This window comes from Ralstonia sp. VS2407 (assembly GCF_052950655.1).
In genome coordinates this window covers 223,377-240,468 of record NZ_JBRFVG010000002.1, presented here as the reverse complement: position 1 = coordinate 240,468, position 17,092 = coordinate 223,377, and the positions used below count along the sequence as shown (strand labels likewise).

The 17,092-nt window shown below is 63.5% G+C and carries 14 protein-coding genes; 7 read left to right on the top strand and 7 right to left on the bottom strand.

Annotated features, from left to right (window positions below; genetic code table 11):
• Nucleotides 1–95: 95 nt before the first annotated feature.
• The 3 genes from ACU8YE_RS04245 (at nucleotide 96) to ACU8YE_RS04235 (ending at nucleotide 4,461) form a co-directional block, all read left to right on the top strand.
• A complete protein-coding gene (locus ACU8YE_RS04245; protein ID WP_322018813.1) occupies nucleotides 96–1,349 on the top strand; it encodes a helix-turn-helix transcriptional regulator in 1,254 nt (417 codons plus the stop codon).
• Nucleotides 1,350–1,652: 303 nt separating this feature from the next.
• Entirely contained in the window at nucleotides 1,653–3,740 is a 2,088-nt protein-coding gene (locus ACU8YE_RS04240; RefSeq protein WP_322018811.1) for a putative bifunctional diguanylate cyclase/phosphodiesterase, read from the top strand.
• A gap of 412 nt (nucleotides 3,741–4,152) precedes the next feature.
• On the top strand, nucleotides 4,153–4,461 hold the full coding sequence (locus tag ACU8YE_RS04235) for an H-NS histone family protein (RefSeq protein WP_004627393.1): 309 nt from the start codon (nucleotides 4,153–4,155) through the stop codon (nucleotides 4,459–4,461).
• A 120-nt stretch (nucleotides 4,462–4,581) separates the two neighbouring features.
• Here the strand turns inward: ACU8YE_RS04235 and ACU8YE_RS04230 are convergent, their stop codons facing one another.
• From ACU8YE_RS04230 to ACU8YE_RS04215, 4 genes are all read right to left on the bottom strand, one after another.
• A complete protein-coding gene (locus ACU8YE_RS04230) occupies nucleotides 4,582–6,123 on the bottom strand; it encodes a methyl-accepting chemotaxis protein (RefSeq protein ID WP_260801590.1) in 1,542 nt (513 codons plus the stop codon).
• Nucleotides 6,124–6,297: 174 nt separating this feature from the next.
• Nucleotides 6,298–7,725 carry a PAS domain-containing protein gene (locus tag ACU8YE_RS04225; protein WP_446928160.1) on the bottom strand — a complete coding sequence of 476 codons (1,428 nt, stop codon included), beginning with the start codon at nucleotides 7,723–7,725 and terminating at the stop codon, nucleotides 6,298–6,300.
• 38 nt (nucleotides 7,726–7,763) lie between these two features.
• Nucleotides 7,764–8,789: a UDP-glucose 4-epimerase GalE gene (gene galE, locus ACU8YE_RS04220; protein ID WP_092971939.1), complete on the bottom strand. Its 1,026-nt coding sequence runs from the start codon at nucleotides 8,787–8,789 to the stop codon at nucleotides 7,764–7,766.
• Between the two features lie 166 nt (nucleotides 8,790–8,955).
• Nucleotides 8,956–9,936, bottom strand: a complete 981-nt coding sequence (locus tag ACU8YE_RS04215; protein WP_440839040.1) for a tyrosine-type recombinase/integrase — start codon at nucleotides 9,934–9,936, stop codon at nucleotides 8,956–8,958.
• Nucleotides 9,937–10,046: 110 nt separating this feature from the next.
• Here ACU8YE_RS04215 and ACU8YE_RS04210 point away from each other — a divergent pair, with 110 nt between their 5' ends.
• From ACU8YE_RS04210 to otsA, 4 genes are all read left to right on the top strand, one after another.
• On the top strand, nucleotides 10,047–10,229 hold the full coding sequence (locus ACU8YE_RS04210) for a hypothetical protein (RefSeq protein WP_232039715.1): 183 nt from the start codon (nucleotides 10,047–10,049) through the stop codon (nucleotides 10,227–10,229).
• Between the two features lie 107 nt (nucleotides 10,230–10,336).
• Entirely contained in the window at nucleotides 10,337–12,376 is a 2,040-nt protein-coding gene (locus ACU8YE_RS04205) for an oxidoreductase (RefSeq protein WP_446928159.1), read from the top strand.
• Nucleotides 12,377–12,537: 161 nt separating this feature from the next.
• Nucleotides 12,538–13,338, top strand: a complete 801-nt coding sequence (gene otsB, locus ACU8YE_RS04200; protein ID WP_232039717.1) for a trehalose-phosphatase — start codon at nucleotides 12,538–12,540, stop codon at nucleotides 13,336–13,338.
• Nucleotides 13,335–14,765 (top strand): alpha,alpha-trehalose-phosphate synthase (UDP-forming), encoded by a 1,431-nt coding sequence (gene otsA, locus ACU8YE_RS04195; protein WP_232039718.1) that lies wholly within the window; start codon nucleotides 13,335–13,337, stop codon nucleotides 14,763–14,765. Before otsB ends, otsA begins: the two co-directional genes overlap by 4 nt.
• On the opposite strand, the gene ACU8YE_RS04190 is transcribed toward otsA, so the two are convergent.
• The 3 genes from ACU8YE_RS04190 to ACU8YE_RS04180 form a co-directional block, all read right to left on the bottom strand.
• Nucleotides 14,766–15,542 (bottom strand): Mut7-C ubiquitin/RNAse domain-containing protein, encoded by a 777-nt coding sequence (locus tag ACU8YE_RS04190; protein WP_232039719.1) that lies wholly within the window; start codon nucleotides 15,540–15,542, stop codon nucleotides 14,766–14,768.
• Nucleotides 15,543–15,690: 148 nt separating this feature from the next.
• The gene (locus ACU8YE_RS04185; RefSeq protein ID WP_232039720.1) at nucleotides 15,691–16,020 is read right to left on the bottom strand and encodes a hypothetical protein; all 330 of its coding nucleotides are present in this window, start codon (nucleotides 16,018–16,020) and stop codon (nucleotides 15,691–15,693) included.
• 97 nt (nucleotides 16,021–16,117) lie between these two features.
• Nucleotides 16,118–17,062 (bottom strand): LysR family transcriptional regulator, encoded by a 945-nt coding sequence (locus ACU8YE_RS04180; protein ID WP_232039721.1) that lies wholly within the window; start codon nucleotides 17,060–17,062, stop codon nucleotides 16,118–16,120.
• Nucleotides 17,063–17,092: the final 30 nt, after the last annotated feature.

Sequence of the window (17,092 nt, the reverse complement as noted above, 5' to 3'; positions counted from 1 at the left end):
TATATTTTTTATATTTTCAGCGCTGAAAGTCGACCATACTCCCCTCTCAAGGGGGGGATACATCGCCGCCGGAATTTGGGAGCATCGAAAGCGGAATGTTAAGTTTTTCCAAAGAGTTGCCGATTACCACAGAAGTCGCGCAGAACAACAATAATCATTACAGCGACGGCGGCATCACGCCGCAACACGCCGACAGCAAGGGAATGCACTCTGAGCTGTCGCAATACGCACCGGGGGCCATCATGCTGCAACGTCTATCGGATGACGCAGAATTCCATCGACTCGTCGATACCATCTACGAGGCGGTACTCGAGCCTGCGCAGATGCCGATCGCCCTGGCCCTGCTCTCCGTCTACGCCGGCGCCGAAAGCGCACACTATTTCGTTTGGGATAAGCACACCGATACGCCGCGTCACGGCGTTTCGTCGGGCTGGTGCCAACACTGTCCGCAGCCGGGTCACTGCAACGCCTTCTGCCAGGACGCGCAACTGATCAACGCCGGGCAACCTGAAGAGACGCCGTCGGCTTCGATGACCCTGATCGATACGCCCGACATGTGCGTCACGATGCGTCTGCGCACGCGCGACGACGATCTGTCGGAAGTCAGCGCCCTCGAGCGCGAGACACGCCTTCAACGCGTGCTGCCGCACCTGCAGCGGGCTGCACGCATGCAGCAGCGCAATCTGGAGCTGAACGAACTCGCCGCACTCGGGATGGCCGGCCTGGATACGCTGGACTTCGGCGTGATGGTCATCGAGCGCACCATGCGCGTGAAATACGCCAATGCCTGGGCGCGCACGATGACGACGGGCGACGACCGTCTGTCGCTCGATGGCGGCTTGCTGCACTCGGCAGATCACACGCACGACGCTGCACTGCGCAACCTCATCGAACAGGCCGCCGGCTCGCTCGGCGTACAAGGCGCAGCCGGCTCGTGGATGTACCTGGCGCGCGATGGCCGCCCGGTGCCTTTCATTGCTACGCCCCTTGCGCCCTCCGATGCGATGCGCTCGACTTGGGCTTCGCCGCTGGCGCTGGTGCTGGTCGGCAACTCCGAGGCGCGCTCGGTCATGGACGCCGGCGTGCTCGCCTCGCTCTTCGGTCTGACCAACAAGGAATGCATCGTCGCGGCGCGGCTGGCCGCGGGCGAAACCCTGCAGGAAATTGCCGAGCGCGAATTCCTCTCGCTGCACACGGTGCGCGTGCATATCCGCGACATCCTGCGCAAGACCGGCACGCATCGCCAGTCAGAACTCGTGCGCCTGCTGCATCTGCTGCCCAGCGTCGATCTGGAACGTGCAGGTGCCGCTACCCCGACCGCGCGCAGGCGCGGCCGCCTGAACGCGTAAGCTCGCGCTCGATTCCCCTTCCTGCTTCGCCTGATTGCCGACGCCCAATCACGGGCGTCGAGCCATCCGCGTATACCCGGCTCACGTTTCGGTGGTTTCTGCCGATCTTTCAAGACAGGCGCGGCGCCGCACGCCTGCTTGATGCGAAGCGGTAGCCGCGAATGATCCCGACGCATTCTGTGAATAGCGCGCAACAAACGCACCTTTTCGCGGCCTGAAACGACAGGTTTTTGCGCTATCCTCGCCGCAAAACACAGACTAGGCGCTGGTCGTAGATCGGGGGGCCGCGCCGGATGCGCTCGCATGCATAACGATTTCCATATTGCGCTGCTGCTGTTTGCGTGGGTCAGCACGGGGCTGACCACGTTTGCCGCACTGGACGCTGCGACACGTCTGCCGGGGGGCTCGACGGTCGCAAAACGCCGCAACTGGCGCATTGCCTGCGCCACCATTCTTGGCATTGGGTTGTGGTCGGGGCTTTGGCTCGGCCAGCTTGGCCTGCATCGGCAGGTCGGCACACCCATATTCGCGCCGATTGCGGCAACGCTCATGACTGCGCTGGCTGCATCGCTGGCGGCTTTCTCCATCGTGTTGCCGGACACGTCGTCCTCCAATGGCGCACAGGCTCCGCAACGACGCAGCGTTGCCATGGGCGCCGTGGCGCTTGGCATCGGGTTGTTGACGATGGAGCTGTATCTCACTCGCCCCTGGGCGCATGCCGAGGCCTTACCGCTGCGCCGCGCCCTGCTGGGCTGGGGCGGCGGCACACTGGTGCTTGGCGCAGGCGTGTGTCTGGCAATGTGTATGGCGTTTCATATACCACCCGCCCAGCGCCGCGCCGCCGTGGGTTTGCGTGCACGCGCTGCGGCCGTGCTGGCCACAACGGCCGTGCTGTCACTTGTGTTGTGGCCGGGTGCCACCGCATGGCCGGCAGATGAGTCGACGATGCATATCGTGCCCGTCATCATGCTCAGCGCCGGCGGTGTGTTGATCGCGTTGGGCGTGCATGCCGTGCTGATGATGCTTGAAACGCGTGTCGACTCGGCGCAGGCGCACCTGGAAGCATCATTGGCACGCGTGGCAAACCAAACGCCCCGGCCTCAACTCCACGACACGCTGACCGGCCTGCCGAACCGATTGCATCTACGCGAAGCACTGGAGGCGGCAATTCTGTCGTCCACACGGCGCGGGCGTCCGTTTGCCCTCTTCTATCTGGATCTCGACAACTTCGGACAGATCAACGATCAATACGGCCGCAACGCGGGCGACCGCGTGCTGCAGATCATTGCAGAGCGCCTGCGCCAGACCATTCGCGGCGAAGACACCGTGGCACGCCTTGGCGGCGACGAATTCGGCATCCTCGTTGAAGGCCTGGCGCTACCCGAATCTGCAGCCACCATCGGCGACAAACTGCTGTTTCGCCTGCGTGAATCGGTGGAGGTGGACGGCCGGCGTCTTCGCGCGACCGCCAGCATTGGCGTAGTCGTGCATCCGCACAACGGCGCGACGGCAGACACGCTGCTTGAACATGCCGACACGGCCATGTTCGATTGCAAGCAGTCCACCGGCAACGCCTACCGCTTCTTCGAGCCGCGCCTGAACACCACCGCGCACCGCGTGCTACAGATTCAACGTGCGCTCTCGCATGCAGCGCTCAACGGGCAGCTCTCGGTGCACTACCAGCCGAAGTACGATGCACGCACCCAGGCAATGACCGGCGCCGAGGCACTGCTGCGCTGGAATCATCCGGAGCTCGGCCCCGTGTCTCCGGCGGAGTTCATCCCGCTGGCCGAGCGCACCGGCACCATCGTCGAACTTGGCGATTGGGTGGTCGAAGAAGTCTGCCGCCAGATCATGCATTGGGATGCCCTCGGCATGCCGCCGCAGCGCATTGCCGTCAACCTCTCGCCACGGCAATTCCAGCAACCCGATCTCGTGCAGCGTCTGTCGCAGATCCTGCATCGCTATCAGGTTGCCGCGCATCGGTTGATGTTCGAGATTACCGAGACGGCGGCCATGCGCGATGCCGGCCAGAGCATTGCCGCCATTCGTCAGATCCAGTCGCTCGGTTTCGAGGTGGCCATCGATGATTTCGGCACCGGTTATTCCAGCCTCAGTTATCTGCAGCGCTTTCGCGCCCAGCAGATCAAAATCGATCGCGCGTTTGTCTCTGCACTCGACGACAACCCGCCCGAGGCGGCCGCCATCATTCGCGCCATCTGCGCGATGGCGCACTCGCTGGACATGACGGTGGTGGCGGAAGGCGTGGAAACCCAAGCGCAAATGCAGGCGCTGGTGAGTCTGCAATGCGATCAGGTGCAGGGCTATTTGCTGGCCCGCCCCATGCCGGCCAAGGATTTTCAGGGCTTGCTTGGAATCGAGTACGCCTGAACAGTCGAACTCGAAAAGGCGGCACAGAAAATGCGCCGGTTTGATGCATTCGACACAACCTTTCAGCAACCTTTCACCTTCATATTCGGAAATATTAGGTGAATGGCAGATGCGATTGCCGAAGCAATGAAGCAGTCACATAAGAAAGGAATTGTGTCGGGATTGCGTAGAGAGTGCGCTGCATCGATTGCAATACAGCCCAATGGTTTTGCAATGGTTCATATGTTTACGATTTCGACACACCCCGCAAACGCCCGCCACATAGGGGTTTGCGCAAAAGCGGCGCAGCAAAAGATCCACGCCGTTGACATGAGGTCTTAACGAAATTCAATTCTCACCTGCAAAGTCGTTATAATGCCCTGGGCTACGGGGAGCGTGCCCATGTTTCAATTGCAATGTTGAGGAATCCATAATGCCGACTTACAAGGAAATCGTTCAGAAGATCTCTGAACTGCAGCGCCAAGCCGATGAACTCCGGGCAAATGAACAAGCAACGGTGATTGCTGAAATCAAGCACAAGATCGTGGAATACGGCCTGACCGCCGAAGACCTCGGTTTTGGCGCCAAGGGCGCAGTGGCCTCAAAGAAGGCTGGCCGCAAGGTGCCGGTGCGCTACCGCGACAACAACGGCAATACCTGGACGGGTCGTGGCAAGCGACCGGGCTGGCTGGTAAAGGAGTTGTCGTCGGGCCGGAAGATGGAGGATTTTCTGGTTGCCTGAGCAGCGCTTTCAGCGCAGCATTCCGAGCCCGCACAAAGAGGCGCGCCGGAAACCACAAAAGAGAAAGGCCGGCGAATTTGCCGGCCTTTTGCATTTCTGCGTGACAGAGGTCAAGCGGGGTTATACCTGGAAACGCCCCACTGCCGTGCGCAGCAATTGCGCCTGCTCTTCCAGGGACAGCGCTGCGGCCGCCGCCTGCTCCACGAGCGCGGCATTCTGCTGCGTCACTTCGTCCATCTGATTCACAGCCTGGTTGACCTGTTCGATGCCGGAACTCTGCTCGTCAGACGCCGCGGAAATTTCGCCCATGATGTCTGTGACGCGCTTGACGGCAGTCACCACGTCCTGAATCACCACACCGGCCTCTTCCACCAGCGCCGAGCCGTTCTGCACACGGCCCACCGAATCGCCGATCAGCTCCTTGATCTCCTTGGCCGCACTTGCTGAGCGTTGCGCCAGGCTGCGCACCTCGCCTGCCACCACAGCAAAGCCGCGGCCTTGCTCGCCCGCGCGCGCGGCCTCTACGGCAGCGTTCAGCGCCAGGATGTTGGTCTGGAAGGCGATGCCCTCGATCACACCAATGATGTCGGCAATCTTCTTGCTGCTTTCGTTGATGCCGGACATGGTCTCGACCACGCGCCCCACCACCTCGCCGCCCTTGACTGCAATATCCGACGCGTTGACGGCCAGCGTACTTGCCTGACGCGCATTATCAGCGTTCTGCTTCACGATGCTCGTCAGCTCTTCCATGCTCGACGCCGTCTCCTCCAGCGACGAGGCCTGCTGCTCGGTCCGCTGCGACAGGTCGGCATTGCCGGCGGCGATCTGCTTGGTGGCGCTCGCAATGGAATCCGCAGAATTCTTGATGTCGCCAATCGTGCCGGTCAGCTGCTGCTGCATCTGCGACATGGCGAACAGCATGCTGTCACGATCGCCCGGGCGAGTCTGCACGCGCAACGCCAGATCACCACCGGCGATGCGCGCGGCAATGTCCGCGGCGTAAGCCGGTTCACCGCCAAGTTGGCGCTGCAGGCCACGCGTCACGGCAACCACCACCACGGTCATCAGAAGGCCGATACCAAACAGCAAGCCCAGCGATTGGATCAGAGACGTACGGAACGCCGCATCGACATCATCGATATAGAGCCCCGTCGTCATCGACCAGTCCCATGGCTGGTAGTACGAGACGTAGGTCAGCTTGGGTTCCGCCTTGTCGCTGCCGGGCTTGGGCCACAGATAGCGCACGAACCCGCCGCCGGCCTTGGCCGTTTGTGCGATGTCCACGAACAAGTGCTTACCTGCCGGATCCGTGGCGCCGGACATGTTCTTGCCGACCATCTCGGGCTTGATCGGATGCATGACCGACACGGTGTCGGTTCTCGATAGCGAGAAGTAGCCGTCGGTGCCATAGCGCATGTCTTTCAGCCGCGCGATGACCTGGGCCTTCGCTTCGTCCACCGTCATCTTGCCGTCCTGCGCCAACTGGGCGTATTCCTTGATGACGCTGAACGCCGTTGCGCTGACGTTCTGAAGATCGCGTTGCCGCTCTTCCATGCGCACCGTGCGCGCGCCCCATGCACTCCACAATGTAATTACAAGCAGACACAGCCAACTCAGGACGAGCGGCAGCCACAGCTTCTGACGAAGCGTGAGTCGATTCATCTTCCTTCCCTCCAAGCGTTTCTTGTATCCGCGCATGGCACGCATGCCGTTTGCGGCGCTCCCCTGGCGCGATTACACGCGCTCTGCTTGAGCTATCGAACACAAACGCGAAAAACTTGAGTAGGACATGTACTCAAGCACCCGTTCGCCAGCGAGAAAGGGAAAGAAAACGCCTCAGCGCAAGGCGTCAGGATTGATGCTCGGAAGCGTGCCACCTGTGGAGGTTGTGGCGGGCACGGGCGTTGATGTCGATTCCTTTTGCGATGCGACGGCTTCTGCGGCGGGATGGTCGACGGGTGTCCAGGACTCCCACAAACCATGACGACGAAGCGTTTCAGGTGCTTCGCCAGCGATCAAAGCTGCTGACACGGCAACTTCTGCCGAGGCTGCTTTTGCAGTCACCTCAATATGCGACCCTGCCATGCGCACGGCATGGCCACCGGCGTCTCTCACCGCAACGCCGTGCGCAGCAATCTGGCGATAGCTCCCATCCTTGTGCCGCATGCGGAATTCAGCCACGTATGCGGGCGTGTTGCCGTCAACATGTGCTTGGATGCGATTGAGCACCATGGGCAGATCATCCGGATACACGAGGCGGAGATACTCGCTCGTGCTTGGGCCGATCTCCTTCAGCGAATAGCCGAGCATCCCGGCAAAGCGGGTGGAAAACTGCGCGGCACGCGTGACCAGATCGAACTCCCAAAGGCCGACATCTGCGCCGTCGAGCAGCAGTTGATGACGTGCAACGAGTTCTGCTTCGCGGCGGCGGTAGCTCTGCTCCAGGTCGTTCAGCGCTTGTACGGTTTCCTTGCGCAGACGAATTTCGCGCGCCGCGATGGCGGTGGCAGTGTCGCCCGTAGCGCGGTCCCGATAGCCCAGCAGCAACGCAGCCAGCACGGTTGCAACCGCGCCAATCACCAGCAATAACCGCAACCCTGCGGGCGCATTGCCCGGCATGGTGGAAAGCGGCGAAAACGAGCCCGCAAGCGACGCCGTGTACACGGCATCCACCGTCAATGCGGTGCCAAACAGCACGCTCAAAAACAGACTCACGCCGGGGCGACGCACCGCCACCCCAGTCGCCCCCGATCGTGCCGAAAGCGCAAACTGCAGCGCCGCCGCACACCCCATGGCCGACAGCACCATGACGATAGCGAGCAGCCCAGCGTCTTCCCAAGCCGTGGCGCTGAAGCTTGTCACGCCGGCCAGCAGCAACACCGCGATCGGCCCGCTTACGCTCAGCAACACGCCAAGCAACATGGCGCGCATCAGACCTGCACGGCCGCCCAGCACACACCACAATGCCGCAACGGCCAGGCTCCAGCAGAACGAAGCCAGCGTCATCACAAGCACCGCGTTGTTTTCGTGCAAGTGCCAGTGCGCAAGCAGCGGCAGCAGCGGCACCGCCCACAGCCCAACCGCCGAGAGCAACGCCGTCATGACCAGCGGCACGCGCGTGCGCGGGGCCATCGCGCTGCGCAAGTCATCGAGCAACCGCAGCAGCAAGCTGCCCGCCGCGCAGGCCACAACAAATGGCAGCAACGCCGGCAACAGTGCATGCGCCAGCGTACGGATCAGGTGAGCGATGAACGCCTCATCCACGGAGGGGCGTCTCCAGTTGGTTCGAGCACTTCAATGAATCAGCCACGGGTTTGAAAACCGTCCGGATTCATGCTCTGCCAACGCCAGGAGTCTTCACACATGCGCTCGATGCCGTATTGCGCGCGCCATCCCAAGAGCGAGGCCGCCAGTGCCGGATCGGCATAGCACGCTGCAATATCGCCGGGGCGCCGATCCACGATCTGATACGGCACCGGCTTGCCGCTGGCGCGCTTGTAGGCTTCCACGACTTCCAGAACCGAATATCCACGGCCCGTGCCGAGGTTGACGGTAAAGCCGCGGTTGTCACGGCGCAGCGTGTCGAGCGCCGACAGGTGCCCGCGCGCCAGATCCACCACGTGGATGTAGTCGCGCACGCCGGTACCGTCGGGCGTGGGCCAGTCACCCCCGTAGATCGAGAGCTTCTCTCGCTTGCCGACCGCCACCTGTGCCACGTATGGCATCAGGTTGTTGGGGATGCCGCGCGGGTCTTCGCCGATCAAGCCGCTGTGGTGTGCCCCCACCGGGTTGAAATAACGCAGATAAGCGATTTGCCAGGCGGCGTTGGAAATCTCCAGATCGCGCAGCACCTGCTCTCCCATCACCTTGGTCTGGCCGTACGGGTTGGTGGCCGAGAGCGGAAACGATTCGGTGATCGGCACGGTATGCGGATTGCCATACACCGTTGCCGACGAGCTGAATACAAGCTGGCGCACATTGGCATGCGCCATGGCCGCGCACAGCGTGACCAGCCCGCCCATATTGTTGTCGTAATAGGCCAGCGGCTTCTGCACCGATTCGCCCACCGACTTGAGCGCCGCAAAGTGGATGACAGCCGAGATACGCGAACTGGCAAACAGGTCGTCGAGCAGGCGGCGGTCACGCACGTCGCCCTGAACGAACTTGGGTGTCTTGGCGGTGATTTGCTCGATGCGAGACAGCACAGTCGAGCTGCTGTTGCAGAAGTTGTCAAGGCCGATCACCTGGTAGCCCGCGTCCAGCAACTCAACCCAGGTGTGCGAGGCGATGTAGCCGGTAGCGCCGGTCAGCAGAATGGTTTCTGTCATGGGGTGCGAGGTATCGAGGAAGGAGAGAGCTAGCGTGCCGGTTTGAACCCGGCATCGTCGTTCTACGCTGCGCCGACCTGCTCCGCAGCGCGCAAAACAGCGCGATCATAGCAAAGCCCGCCAACGGTTCGCGGGCTGTTGAAGCCTGACTGCCCGCAAAGCGGCACTACCGCTGGCCATCGGGATGGGCGGCGGCCTGCCACTCAGCATAGGCCGCGCGCAGACGCCACGCCGAAGTCGCATCGCGCAGGCCCAGTGCGTACCCCACCTCAGCAGGGTCCGCGCCTGCGTCGAACAACGCGGCGGTGTAGCCATTGCGCAGCGTCTGCGGCGACAGCCGTTCGCTGCGGTGCAGCAAAGCCGGGAGCGCAGCCAGCCATGCCTCCACCCGCCGGTACACCGACGCCGCGTGCATGACGCGCCCGCCCGCATCGGCGACGAACACGCGCTCGCCCGGCACCTCTGCGTGTGCGCGCACCGCCAGCCAGGCGGCCAGCGCGGGGCGCGCAGCTTCAAGCACGGGCGCCTTGTACGACGGGCCGCGCGGGCGCTCGACGGTGATTGACTCCAGCGCCTCATCAACCTGGCGGAGCAGCAACGATTGCACCTGCGCGACCTTCAGCCCCGCGCCATGGCACACGGCTACGAGTGCGCGGTCGCGCGCCAGCTTGAACGCGCTGGCGTTGGCGGCGGCCTCGCTGGCGTGCGCGCCCACCTCCAGTGACGCCTCGATTGCCGCACGTTCAGCCAATGAAAGGAACGTGGTCGGATCGTTCTCACCTTCGGCCAACTTCTGCTGCACCGCAGAGCTTGCAGGGTTGTGCGTGCCAATACGTTGTTGTTCGATCTGATGGAAGACGCGCTCGATCAGGCGCGCGTAACGGTAGCGATGCAGCTTGGTCAGGCCCGATTCATCGAGAAAGGCAGCGATGTCGCCGGCACTCCAATCGGCCAATGCGCGCTGGTGCGACTCGGCCCAGCGCAGCCATTTGCGCCACATTGCGCGATATACCGTCGCCGACGATTCGCGATAGCCGCGTGCGGCCAGCCAATGTTCGAAGGCTTGCGCGGGCCGCTCGGCCCAGTCTTGCAGGCTGGGCTGGAACAGATCCGGAATGGGCGTGGCGGGCGGCGTGAATGCGGTCAATGCGGTAGCGGAAATGCTGAAAAACGGCTGTGGGCGGACCGGGGGTGTGGCAATTCGCGTATCCTGCCGAGCGTAACACGCAGCTCCTGTATCCCATTGCGGACCCCATCGTGAAGAAAACCGACCTCGAAAAACTCAAGGGCCTCAAGATCGCCAACAATCTCAAGCGCGACGCCCAGCGCACCGGCAAGCCCGGCCAAGGCACCGGCAAGGCGATTCCCCAGAACAAACTGCTGAAAGCGCTGCTCGGCAAGCCAACCGAAGACGACCCGAAAAAGTCGGGAAAATCCTGACGCGCACACCACACATCTAGAACCCCGCCCTGTTGTTCCAACGGGCGCTTGGGTGCTACCGTCCGGCGCGTTTCCACATCATCGCAGCGCCTCCTCCTGCGCCGGACATGCCCTCCTCCCCTTATCCCCACCTGCTTCAGCCCCTCGACCTTGGCTTCACCACGCTCAAGAACCGCGTGCTGATGGGTTCGATGCACACCGGGCTGGAAGATGGCAACCACTTCGACCGGCTGGCCGCCTACTTTGCCGAGCGGGCGCGCGGCGATGTCGGGCTGATGGTCACGGGCGGATTCGCGCCCAACATTGCAGGCTGGACCAAGCCCTTTGCCGGGCGCCTGGCCACACATGGCGCGGCCCGCCGCCACCGCACGGTCACCAACGCCGTGCACGAGGAAGGCGGCAAGATCGCCCTGCAGATCCTGCACACCGGCCGCTATGGCTACCACCCGTTCGCTGTCGCGCCCACGGCGCTGCGCTCGCCCATCAGCCCGTTCACACCGCGCGAGTTGTCCGCGCGCGGCATCGAGCGGCAGATCCGCGCCTTCGTGCGGTGCGCGCAACTGGCCCGTGAAGCCGGCTACGACGGCGTCGAGATCATGGGTTCCGAGGGCTACTTCATCAACCAGTTTCTCGTCACGCACACCAACAAGCGCACGGACGACTGGGGCGGCAGCTATGCCAACCGCATGCGCCTGCCCGTGGAAATCGTCCAGCGCACGCGCGAGGCGGTCGGCAAGGATTTCATCATCATCTATCGCCTGTCGATGATCGACCTGATCCCCGACGGCAGCTCGTGGGAAGAAGTCGTACAGCTCGCCAAGGCCGTGGAGCGCGCGGGCGCCACCATCATCAACACGGGCATCGGCTGGCACGAGGCACGCATCCCGACCATTGCGACGAGCGTGCCGCGCGCGGCCTTTGCATGGGTGACGAAGAAGATGAAAGGCGAAGTCGGCATTCCGCTGGTGACGTCCAACCGCATCAACACGCCGGAGGTGGCCGAAACCGTGCTGGCCGATGGCTGCGCCGACATGGTGTCGATGGCGCGGCCGCTGCTGGCCGATGCCGACTTCGTACGCAAGGCCGCCACGAACCGCGCGCAGGACATCAACACTTGCATCGCCTGCAACCAGGCGTGCCTGGATCACGCGTTCAAGGCCAAGATTGCGAGCTGCCTCGTCAACCCGCGCGCGTGCCATGAGACCAAACTCGTCATCCGACCGACGCCCGCCAAGCGGCGGTTTGCGGTGGTGGGCGCAGGGCCTGCGGGCTTGTCGGCAGCCATCACGCTGGCCGAACGCGGGCACGCGGTCGATCTCTTCGACGCAGCCCAGGAACTCGGCGGCCAGTTGAACATGGCCAAGACGATTCCGGGCAAGGAAGAATTTCACGAGATGCTGCGCTACTTCAAGCGCCGGGTGGAGGCCACCGGCGTGACGCCACGCCTGGGTGCGCGCGTGGATGCGCAGCAATTGCTGACAGCCAAATACGACGAAATCATCATCGCGACGGGCGTATCGCCGCGCAACCCGAAGATCCCGGGGCAGGACCATCCGAGCGTGCTGTCGTACATCGATGTGCTGCGGCATCGCAAGCCGGTGGGCAAGCGCGTGGCGATTGTCGGCGCAGGCGGCATCGGATTCGACGTGGCGGAATTCCTCGCGCTCGATGGCCACTCGCCCACGCTGGATCTGCAAACCTGGCGCGCCGAATGGGGCGTGGGTGATCCGACCGAAGTGCGTGGCGGTGTCGATGGCATCCGGCCAAAACCGCAAACACCTGCGCGCGAGATCATCCTGTTGCAGCGGCGCGCCGGCAAACTCGGCGGCGGCCTGGGCAAGACCACTGGCTGGATCCACCGGACGAGCTTGAAAAACCTGGGCGTGCGCATGGTCGGCGGCGTCAACTACGAGCGCATCAGCGACGAAGGCCTGCTCGTGAGCTACGGCGAAAAACGCGAAGCCGCCGAATGGCTGCCAGTCGATTCCATCGTGCTGTGTGCAGGGCAGGAGCCGCTGCGTGAATTGGTCGGGCCGCTGCAGGCGGGCGGAGCCAAGGTGCACGTCATTGGCGGCGCTGACGAAGCCCTCGAACTCGATGCCAAGCGTGCCATCAACCAAGGCACCCGCTTGGCCGCATCGTTATGACGTATCGGTCACGCGCCATATGAAGGTTTTGCATCACGTGGCCGTTTTTACAATCTGACCGCCACCGCCAAACCACCGCGACTGCCGAAATGACAACGGCTGGTGCGGTCGGCCCGGTTCTTGCGTGAAAAGGCGCATCACGCACATTCACAAGAACCGGTTTGCCCAAGAACGTCTCTCCTCAGTCTTCTGCCAACGCCGCTCCGCTGCCCTCACTGGACCTGGGCCGGACGGCTTTCCTGCTGGACTTTGACGGCACGCTCGTCGATATCGCGCCGCAGCCCGATGCCGTGCATGTCTCTGCGCCGTTGCGTGAAACGCTGGCCGCGCTGCACGCCGCAAGCGGCGGCGCATTGGCGATCATCAGCGGGCGCACGGTGCACGACGTGGAGTCCCGCCTGTCTCTGCCCGGCCTCGTCATCGCCGGCGTGCACGGCGCCGAACGCCGTTACGCAGACGGCGGCTTCGTGCGATTGAGCACCGACGCCGATGCACTCGCCCGGCTGGAGCGCGAGCTGCGCGCCGAACTCACGCAACTGTCGACACAGTTTTCCGGCGTGGTGCTGGAGAGCAAGCGCATCGCTTTTGCCCTGCATTACCGCCACGCCCCAGAGGCCGAGAACGCCGTGCTGACGGTGGCTGACCGCCTTGCGCGCCGCTATGCCGACCACGTGCGCCTGCAGGCCGGCAAGATGGTTGTCGAACTCAAGCCGCGCGGCGCCAGCAAAGGCGATGTAGTGCATACGCTGATGACCGAACCGCCGTTCATGGGCCGCACGGTGCTGTTTGCCGGTGACGACCTGACCGATGAAAGCGCCTTCGATGCCGTCAATGCGCTGGATGGTTGGTCGATCAAGGTAGGTGCGGGCCCGAGCCAAGCGCGCTGGCGCGTGCAAGATGCCGCGGCATTGCGAGCATGGCTGGCAACGCTGACGGCCCCGGCCAAGCGAGGTGCGGCATGAGCCGGCTCGTTGTTGTCTCCAACCGTGTTGCGCCCGTTACCGAGGGCCAGGGAACCGCGGGCGGCCTGGCCGTGGGTGTGTTCGATGCGCTGCGCGAAACCGGCGGTATCTGGTTCGGCTGGAGCGGCGAAACCGCTGCCACTGTTTCGCACGAGCCGAACATCGTCACCAAGGGCAACATCACCTATGCCACCGTCGGCCTGAACCGCAAGGACTACGATCAGTACTACCGCGGCTTTGCCAACGCGACGCTGTGGCCGATCTTCCACTACCGCGTGGACCTCTCACGTTACGAGCGCCAGGAGTACCACGGCTACCGGCGCGTGAATGCGCAGTTCGCGCATCAGCTCAAGGCACTGGTGCAGCCCGATGACATCCTCTGGGTGCACGACTACCACCTGATTCCATTTGCTGCGGAGTGCCGCGCGCTGGGGCTCACCAACCGCATCGGATTCTTCCTGCACATTCCGTTTCCATCACCGGAAATCCTGACGACGATTCCGCCGCATGAAGACCTCATGCGCGCGCTGTGTTCATACGATCTGGTCGGCTTCCAGACCGAGACCGATCGCGTGGCCTTCTACGACTATATCGAGCGGGAGGCGCGCGGCTACATCGAACAGAAGGAACAGAACGGCCCCGTGCACGCCTACGGCCACACGCTGCGCGCCGAGGTCTACCCGATCGGCGTGCATCCGGACGAGATTGCGCAGCAGGCCAAGGCGTCGCTGGCACGGCGCAATCCGTTCACGCGGCATGCGAACCCGCGCGGCGAGCGCATCGCCGGTCAGGGACAAGGTCAAGGCCAACAGCCCACGAAACTCATCATGAGCGTGGATCGGCTCGACTATTCCAAGGGGCTGCCCGAGCGTTTCCGTGCGTTCGAGCAGTTGCTGGACGATTTTCCGGACCATCGCCGCCACGTGACCTTCATCCAGATAGCACCAACGTCGCGCCAGGATGTGCAGACCTATCAGCAGATCCGGCAGCGGCTGGAGGCAGAGTCGGGGCGGATCAACGGCAAGCATTCGGAGCTGGACTGGACGCCCATCCGCTACATCAACAAGCAGTACGAACGGCGCGTGCTGATGGCGCTCTTCCGCAGCTCGCAGATCGGCTATGTCACGCCGCTGCGTGATGGCATGAACCTCGTTGCCAAGGAATACGTGGCCGCGCAAGACCCGGAAGACCCGGGCGTGCTGGTGCTGTCGCGCTTTGCCGGCGCGGCGCGCGAGTTGGATGCCGCATTGATCGTCAACCCGTATGACACGCGCGGCATGGCCGAGGCGCTGAACCGCGCATTGACGATGCCGCTGGAAGAACGCAAAGCCCGCTACGCCCACATGATGGATCGGCTGCGCGCGGCCAACCTCACCATCTGGCGCGAGCGGTTTGTGGCCGATCTGCGCAACGCGCCGTCGCAGTAGTCAAGCGCCTGCGCTGCCAGTGCGCGACATACGCTCGGAGGCTTCCGATAAGTCTGAGGAATGGCAGTGCTGGGGCGACAGCATGTCAGCCAGTACGGCATTCATGCGTGCCCAGTGCGAACCGGGCCAATAGATACGCCGGCAGACATCGCACGTGCTAAAGAGGCGCTGGCGCTCGCGCACGCGAGGCGGCACGCTGGCGGAAGCCTCTTCGGCGCTCAGCATGCGCAGCGGCACATTGCATTCAAGACAGCGTGAGAACGGCCTGGCCACATCGGCCAGCCGCAGGCGCGTCACGATTTCGCGCATCTGCGCCTGCGGCTCGCGCGCGCGGATGAATGCGCCCCGGCGGATGCCGCGCCGCTTGAGGAGCTCACGGTCACGCGAGAGCACGATCCAGTCTTCGCCCAGGGCCAGCGCTTCGATGGCCGCGTCGGCGTAGTTGTTGTCGTAGGCGGTGTCAAAACCCGCCATGCGCAGCAGCCGAGCCGTGGCCCCCAAGTGAGCGTCGCACAGAAAGTGCAGCGGCGCGGTCGGCAACAGGGGCTCCACGGCTGAGACGGCAACGTGCCCCCGGCCGGGCAACATGGCCTCCAGACCCGTGGGTGCGCCATCCACCAGGACTTGCCCAACCTCCGTGTGCGGCACGCCAAGCGCCTCGATGGCGTGCTTGAGCGTGGCGCCCTCTGCCCAGGCGCGCACAACGGGACGCCCGCGCAACGCCATCGGAAGAAGCGGCGTCAGACTGGAATCGAACGTGAGGACGACAGTTTGCATGCCTGCCACGATACTCCCAACCCGACATCGGCGCGCTCACACAGCCGCGCTGCAAGCGTTCTGCCGGCGCTTGACGAATAAAAATGCGGCGTGACCGCTAGAGTCACGCCGCAAACAGGGAGGAGGAGAAATTCAACTGGTGCGCGGTTTATGCGCGCGAGGCAGCGCCGCCATTCGGGTAGCTCGCATCGCCATTCCACGACAGGTAGCCATACGTATCCGCCTGGCGATCAGCGCCTTGGCTGTATGGGTCGAAGCGATCGTTCTTCCACGACAGATAACCGTAGGTATCGGCCTGGCGGTCGGCGCCTTGCGTGTACGGATCGAAGCGGCCCGCTTGCGTAGCGGCCGGCGCATCGAAGTTGGGCTGGATGGAAGCCGTTGCGGGCTGCGACAGCAGCGCGGCGGAAGCCGACACGGTGGCCACCATGGCCAGGAGAGCGCGGCGGGAGAAGGCGGAGAAGAGGCGGGAGTTCATGATCTGTTCCTTGTTCGTTTGCGCTCGTTGTTGCGCTTGGAGGGCAGAATAGATCGTTGCTCCCGTCTGATAAATGCGGCTTTGCAGAAATAACTGTTCAGGCGGCGCTAACAATCTCCAGCCGCGGATGTTCCTTGAGCTGCAGGCACGGGTGGTCGGCAAACAGCGTCGCCACCCAGTCCACGAACACCCGCACCTTGGGCGACAGGTGCCGGTTGTGCGGATACACCACCGAAACGGGCACCGGCTCGGAAATATGGTCCGGCAGCACCTCCACCAGCGCGCCCGACATCAGGTGCTCGTACACCAGGAAGCGCGACGTCTGCAGCAGCCCCAGGCCATGCAGGCCGCACGCCACCGCCGATTCGGCATCGTTGACCGACACCATGCTGCGCACTTTGTGGATTTGCTTCTGCCCGTCGATCACGAAATCCCAATCCATGCGGCGGCCGTTGCGCGCAGAGAAGTAATTCACCGCCGTGTGGTCCTGCAGGTCTTCCAGCGTCTTGGGCGTGCCGAAGCGCGCAAGGTATTCCGGCGACGCGCAATTGACCATCGACAGCTGGCCGATGCGGCGCGCAACCAGGCTGGAGTCCTGCAACTCGCCGCCGCGCACGGCGCAATCCACACCCTCCTGCACGAGGTCGACCGTGCGATCGCTCATGCCGATCTCCAGCTGAAGATCGGGGTACGCCTCGTGAAAATCGCGAATGCGCGGCACAAGCAACCGTTTGCCAATCGACGCAGGCACGTCGATGCGCAAGGTGCCGCGTGCCCCCGATGCGCTTTGCGAGAACGCGGCTTCCGTCTCTTCCAGATCGCCGAGCAGACGCACGCAGCGCTCGTAATACGCAGCGCCGTCAGCGGTGACATTCACACGGCGCGTGGTCCGGTGCAGCAGGCGCACGCCGAGATGCGCCTCAAGGCTTTGCACCAGGTTCGTCACCGTGGCGCGGGGTAACTGAAGGCTGTCGGCAGCCTTGGTGAAACTGCTGGCTTCCACGACGCGCGTGAAAACCTGCATGGCCTGCAAGCGATCCATCTGCGGCTCCTTAGGGACGGACTCCACGGG